At 53.3% G+C, this 3,692-nt stretch carries 5 protein-coding genes and 2 pseudogenes; 6 read left to right on the top strand and 1 reads right to left on the bottom strand.

Annotated elements, in window-relative coordinates:
- Positions 1-787: 787 nt before the first annotated feature.
- From C487_RS15660 to C487_RS15640, 6 genes and pseudogenes are all read left to right on the top strand, one after another.
- Positions 788-1,021: pseudogene (locus C487_RS15660) on the top strand (ribbon-helix-helix protein, CopG family); the annotation flags it as partial.
- A gap of 121 nt (positions 1,022-1,142) precedes the next feature.
- Positions 1,143-1,361, top strand: coding sequence for a hypothetical protein (locus C487_RS15655; protein ID WP_006186792.1), 219 nt, complete (start codon positions 1,143-1,145; stop codon positions 1,359-1,361).
- Entirely contained in the window at positions 1,358-1,534 is a 177-nt protein-coding gene (locus tag C487_RS20690; protein ID WP_161605720.1) for a hypothetical protein, read from the top strand. The genes C487_RS15655 and C487_RS20690 overlap by 4 nt, the downstream gene beginning before the upstream one ends.
- A 610-nt stretch (positions 1,535-2,144) precedes the next feature.
- Positions 2,145-2,372 (top strand): hypothetical protein, encoded by a 228-nt coding sequence (locus C487_RS20445; RefSeq protein WP_006186789.1) that lies wholly within the window; start codon positions 2,145-2,147, stop codon positions 2,370-2,372.
- Positions 2,365-2,499 (top strand): hypothetical protein, encoded by a 135-nt coding sequence (locus tag C487_RS21745; RefSeq protein ID WP_275039950.1) that lies wholly within the window; start codon positions 2,365-2,367, stop codon positions 2,497-2,499. Before C487_RS20445 ends, C487_RS21745 begins: the two co-directional genes overlap by 8 nt.
- 47 nt (positions 2,500-2,546) lie before the next feature.
- Entirely contained in the window at positions 2,547-3,014 is a 468-nt protein-coding gene (locus tag C487_RS15640; RefSeq protein WP_006186788.1) for a hypothetical protein, read from the top strand.
- 602 nt (positions 3,015-3,616) lie between these two features.
- Here C487_RS15640 and C487_RS22250 read toward each other — a convergent pair.
- Positions 3,617-3,692: pseudogene (locus C487_RS22250) on the bottom strand (IS6 family transposase); the annotation flags it as partial.

The following is a 3,692-nucleotide window of genomic DNA, read 5'->3' as shown; positions in this document are numbered from 1 at the left end:
GAAGCAACGTCTTGCAGGGTCGCGGTTGTGCTGGACACACTTTCCGCACCCTGCTGCTTCGTACGTGACGCTTTCTATGACACGCTCGTGGAAGCTACCAGCGGACGGAGGGCGCCGGGATGATCCTTCATACCCGCGGCCACTTCCGATGGGACGTATCGCTCACGGACTCACAGAACCCGCATACTGTCGTCCTGTTTTGAGATCGGGGCGACCTCCGCGGTGGATGTGACTGTCGCGGATACGAGTACAAGTCCGGTGCTTGTGCTCACCTCTGGTCGATCTGGCGAGTTGCAGAGTTTGGAACGGCGACGATCCACAAACTCGAGGATGCCCTGGACGGGTCACACGACTGTCCGATGTGCGGACAAACCCCTCCAGAGGCAGAAGTGCGATGAGGGTGCTACCGAATACTCATGAACCACGAACCCATGACTATGGAGTATGCCGGGTTCAAGCCTCTGCAGGCAGCCTCGAAGCTCTCGAGAGAGAGAGGCAGCCCGGCATATTGCATTCGTGTTCATGGTTGTATCCGTGGTTCCGTCCCTGCGTCCAGAGACGTAGAACCGAACCCCCCACACACCTCTCCGAGAGACGTATGGGGGTCTTGTAGCACTATACCGTTTAGTCGAAACGAGGGGAATCAAATCACCAGACGTGGCGAGGACAACCTACGTTTCAACTGTGTATATCAACGTTCCCTGATTGTTATACCGAGGGCGATGCCAATGACCTTTAGTCATGAGGATCAGAGCCCCAGGTAAATACTTGGTTTCCTCGAGATCTCAAAGAGCGCTTGGACGAGTTCGCGGACGACCATGATGTCCCCCGCAGCGAGATCGTTCGCGAGGCGGTGAAAACCCACCTACCCGACGAGGATCTAGGCGGGCCACGAGACCCAGAACTCCGCGAGACCTGGCAGTGGTTACGTGTGCGAACGAACGAGCGCGGCCGAGTTCCGGCGATCGACGCCATTAGCGCCCTCGCACAGCAAAACGGGATTCGGCAAGGAGTGGATTAAGCACTCGAAGCTCCGACCTCTTGAGCGAGAGGGCTGGATCACGCCGGCCCACAATTCGATCATTGTCCATGAGCCGTCCAACGAATAGCGCAGCAACTACCCACCGACCTAACCCCAATCAATGCACGACGAACCCGAACACTACGACGTAACGCTTACAGACGGCGATACGCGGACCTACGACCGTATCCGAATCCGAGATAATGGATGGCTTGGCGGGTGGTTCGAGACGCCCACCGGACGCAAGCACGAGCAGTTCCCGCCGAATCAGGTGGCCGAGGTAGAGAGCGAATTTGTCGAGACGGAATCGAGCGACAAAGCACCTGTGATGGGCCAATGACAACGATCGTCGTTGAGTGCCCCGAGTGCAACGAAATCAACCAAACGACCAGCGTTGATCACGAGCCGGACGAGTACCAATTCGAGGGTATCAAAGACGCTCACTGGTTGATTGTCCGCGAGCACAACAGTAAGACGAGCCACGAGGCGTTCATGCCGGTGGATCATCAATGAACCAGGAGCCGTATCCTCTCCCAGCCCCGATCGAGTCCGACAGTCGATGGGTGTGGGAGGACGAGCCGGCTCGTGAAATCGTGATCGACTCGGTTGCAGTGTACGAGGATCGAACCACACAACTGCGACTGCTCGATGGCGGCGAAAGCAAACTAATCGATCTCGAGAGCTTTGTCGAACGTGTCGAAGACGGCCGGCTCAGATTCGTTGCAGGAAGGTATGACAATGTAGAGTAAGACGACTAAACCGGCCAAGTATACGGGTCTCGATCAGAGTTCGATTCATTTCCTCATGCGGAATAAGTGGGTACTCGAGGATCTGCCTGAGCCAGGTCGGAACTGGACGATCGATGACACGGACATAAGCGGTGGCATGATCCGGTCTTTGACGACAACACCGATTATTACGGTCGTCGAACCGTATCACGACGGGTACAAGCGTCAGGCAGCGTACCAAACGGATAGGCGGTATTACGTTCTGCTGGAACAGTACCTCGAGAATACCGAGGCACTACTACCCTGTGGCATAGTTCGATCCAAAACCCTCGCGATATAGACGGGATTCGGTGTGGGATCTGTGAGATGGAATTTGCGAAAGACGAGGTGCGACAATGAGTGACGACGAGACCAATATCGACATTAGCTTGAACAATTTGGTAGCGATGGGACTGTCTCCGGCACGAGCATATCACTATCATCGAGTCGTCGTAAAGGGACAGACCCCGGAACAGGTGGCCGAGCTACGGGATTGTACTCCCGAGAACGTCACGCGAAGCCTCGGGTACGTTCACGACTATCTGGAAAAGCTAATCGAACCACTCGAGGACGATGATGAGTAGTGCCGACGAGTCGAGCGGACAGACCAAGATCGAGGGCCACCGGGATGATCTCGAGGCACTGGCCAAGTCGGATAACCCGGCAGCCGAAATAGCGAAGGCAATACTCCGAGCGACCGACAAGAGCTAGGAAACACTCTTGTTTTTGTTTCTGTGTGCTCTACCAGTTATACAGGCATGACTCTCGACGTAGATCCACCGAACCCACCTGAGCTATCGTTTGTAGATCCGAACGAGTACGAGGATGCGACGGTCAGCGCGGACGATCCGAACGAGATTGATTACCGGCGAGAGGAGTTGCAGGACTTTTTAGAACAAGGGGCATGGGAGGAAGCGTTCGACGAATGGCGTGCGGACTCCGATCTTAGCGAGGAAGAGTTTAGGATCTCTGTTGATCTTGGGTTATTCAGTGAATTTGACTTCTTTTGGGATTCGTTTGCCGATCGTGTTGGCTATCATGCGCCTGGAATACCAGAAGATTGGAAGGAACGAGACTATCACAACGATCTCGATTCGTGGGGCAAGGTATCTTCGATCAACGCAGAAATAACCGAATTAGGACAGGTTGTATGTGAGGTTTTGAAGGAAGAATATATCGATTGGGAATCCGATTACGAACCACCGAATGATCTACCTGATTTCTAATGACAGCTAGCAGTAGATCGTAGTACGGTTCTTTATCCCGGCATTCCCCTAAATTCGCAGGAAGTATAGCTTGTATAGCTTGCATGTCATGAGATCATGACCTTGCAGAAGCCGTTTATAGACACGTTCCTGATATAGAGCATGGCGAATGATGGGAATCATGACAATGATCGAAATGAAGAGAATTCAAAAACCCCCTCAACGAAATTGAGTTCCAATTTCGCGCCAATGTTGGCTAACTTCCCGTCAGGATCGGCTCTTAGTTCTGCAGCACTACTCGGAGATCTTCCGTCGAAATCAGCTATCTCTACTGCCTCTTTGATCGGAGACCTTCCGTCAGAATCGGCTCTTAGTTCTGCAGCACTACTCGGAGATCTTCCGTCAGAATCGGCTCTTAGTTCTGCAGCACTACTCGGAAATCTTCCGTCAGAATCGGCTCTTAGTTCTGCAGCACTACTCGGAGATCTTCCGTCGGAATCGGCCCTTAGTTCTGCAGCACTACTCGGAGATCTTCCGTCAGAAACCACTCTTAGTTATGTCTCAGATTCTAAATTGAGCCAAAATCTAAGTAGTAGAATAGGCACCGTAGAGGTCGTGTTAACTTAAGCATGATTCCACCAGACGGCGTGGGCTTGGAGCCAGGTTTCTGCGGTGGCTGGATCGACGTGGCTAAAACAG

It is taken from the genome of Natrinema pallidum DSM 3751 (assembly GCF_000337615.1).
Lineage (GTDB): Archaea > Halobacteriota > Halobacteria > Halobacteriales > Natrialbaceae > Natrinema > Natrinema pallidum.
The sequence above is the reverse complement of the archived record's forward strand: the minus strand, read 5'-3'. Positions and strand labels throughout refer to the sequence as shown.

Excerpts from the sequence above, each read along its gene's own strand:
- C487_RS20445 (WP_006186789.1), top strand. The coding sequence starts at position 2,145 with ATGAGTGACGACGAGACCAATATCGACATTAGCTTGAACAATTTGGTA.
- C487_RS15640 (WP_006186788.1), top strand. The coding sequence starts at position 2,547 with ATGACTCTCGACGTAGATCCACCGAACCCACCTGAGCTATCGTTTGTA.
- C487_RS21745 (WP_275039950.1), top strand. The coding sequence starts at position 2,365 with ATGAGTAGTGCCGACGAGTCGAGCGGACAGACCAAGATCGAGGGCCAC.
- C487_RS15655 (WP_006186792.1), top strand. The coding sequence starts at position 1,143 with ATGCACGACGAACCCGAACACTACGACGTAACGCTTACAGACGGCGAT.
- C487_RS20690 (WP_161605720.1), top strand. The coding sequence starts at position 1,358 with ATGACAACGATCGTCGTTGAGTGCCCCGAGTGCAACGAAATCAACCAA.